Origin of the sequence: Amycolatopsis thailandensis, from assembly GCF_042723255.1 — a bacterium.
In the GTDB taxonomy this organism is placed as follows: domain Bacteria; phylum Actinomycetota; class Actinomycetes; order Mycobacteriales; family Pseudonocardiaceae; genus Amycolatopsis; species Amycolatopsis thailandensis.
Map to the genome: position 1 here is coordinate 1 of NZ_JBHXJK010000272.1, position 1572 is coordinate 1572.

The window sequence follows — 1572 nt, forward strand, 5'->3', positions numbered from 1 at the left end:
GGCCTCCTTGAGGGACTCTGGGTCCCTCAAGGAGGCCTTCACGGACTTTGGCACCTGCCAGGACACCGTTGCGAAAGCCACTTTCGCAACCTTCAACGGTGCGAAAGCCACTTTCGCAACGCTCTGCTGCGAGGCCGTGCGCCTGGTGCGGCGGTGATGGCTCGCCTGGTCGTGAAGGCCTCCTTCACTACCCTGAAAGTAGGGAAGGAGGCCTTCACGGACTTGGCACCGCGCACGAGCACCTGTACTCAGGACTCGTCGCGCTTTAAAGCGTTGGCAGGGGCTCGCGGGCTCAGGCAGACTGCGGTCTCATGGCCTCTGTAGTGCAAAACTTCTTCTTCGACTGCGCCGACGCCTACGAACTGGGACGGTTCTGGAGCGGCGTCGTCGGCAAGCCGATGGCCGACGACGACGTGCCCGGCGACCCCGAGGCGATCATCGTGATGGACAACGGTGTCACGCTGTTCTTCGGGCAGGTCCCGGAACCGAAGACGGTCAAGAACCGCATCCATCTCTGCCTCGAACCCGACATCCCGCGCGACGAAGAAGTGGAACGCCTGCTGAAGCTCGGCGCGACCCTCCTGCACGACCGGCGCAATCCGGACGGCACCGGCTGGGCCGTCCTCGGCGACCCCGAAGGCAACGAATTCTGCGTCTTGCGCAGCGCCGCCGAAAAGGCCGCGACCTCGTGACGGATTACGTCACCGTCAACCGCGCGAACTGGGACGAACGCGCTCCGGCTCACGCCGATTCGGTGGATTACGGCTACCGGAAGTTCGTCGCGGATCCCGCGCATCTCAGCGGTGTGGTCACCTTCGACCGGCCGCTGCTCGGCGACGTCTCCGGTGCGCGCGGGGTGCACCTCCAGTGTCATATCGGCACGGACACGCTTTCCCTGTCCCGGCTGGGCGCGCGGATGACCGGACTCGACTTTTCCGCGCCCGCGCTGGAGATCGCGCGACGGCTGGCCGCCGAGACGGGCGCGGAGATCGACTATCACGAGTCCGATGTGTACGGTGCCGTCGATGTGCTGGGCGCCGGGCGTTTCGACCTCGTCTACACGGGAATCGGCGCGATCTGCTGGCTGCCGGACATCGCCCGCTGGGGACAGGTCGTCGGCGCGTTGCTGCGGCCGGGCGGGCGGCTGTTCATCCGGGACATGCACCCGATGCTGGGTACTCTCGACGAGACCCAGCCGCAGATCACGCCGCGGTATCCGTATTTCGAGCAGGCCGAGCCGCTGGTGTTCGACGAGCCGGGGACCTATGTGGACACCGACGTCGCGTTCGAGAACAACCGCACACACGAGTGGAACCACGGGCTGGGCCAGATCGTCACTTCGCTGCTCGACGCCGGGCTGACGCTGACGCGGCTGGTGGAGCACGACAGTGTGCCGTGGAACGCGCTGCCGGGGTTCATGACCCGGAACGACGCGACCGAAGAATGGCGGCTGACGAAGGATCCGCAGCGACTGGCGGCGAGTTTCACCATCGAAGCCGTGAAGCGCGCTTGAGTCCCGTCGCTCCCTGGTGTCATGAGGGGTCCCCATAGGACACTTTCCGTCCTATGGGG

At 65.8% G+C, this 1572-nt stretch carries 2 protein-coding genes; both read left to right on the forward strand.

Annotated elements, in window-relative coordinates; genetic code table 11:
* Positions 1–311: 311 nt before the first annotated feature.
* A complete protein-coding gene (locus ACFWMR_RS42615; RefSeq protein WP_378382496.1) occupies positions 312–692 on the forward strand; it encodes a VOC family protein in 381 nt (126 codons plus the stop codon).
* The gene (locus ACFWMR_RS42620) at positions 689–1513 is read left to right on the forward strand and encodes a class I SAM-dependent methyltransferase (RefSeq protein WP_093932855.1); all 825 of its coding nucleotides are present in this window, start codon (positions 689–691) and stop codon (positions 1511–1513) included. Before ACFWMR_RS42615 ends, ACFWMR_RS42620 begins: the two co-directional genes overlap by 4 nt.
* The last annotated feature ends 59 nt before the right edge of the window (positions 1514–1572 follow it).

What these genes read in the sequence shown, in the direction of transcription:
- ACFWMR_RS42615 (WP_378382496.1), top strand. Translation starts at nt 312, where the DNA reads ATGGCCTCTGTAGTGCAAAACTTCTTCTTCGACTGCGCCGACGCCTAC.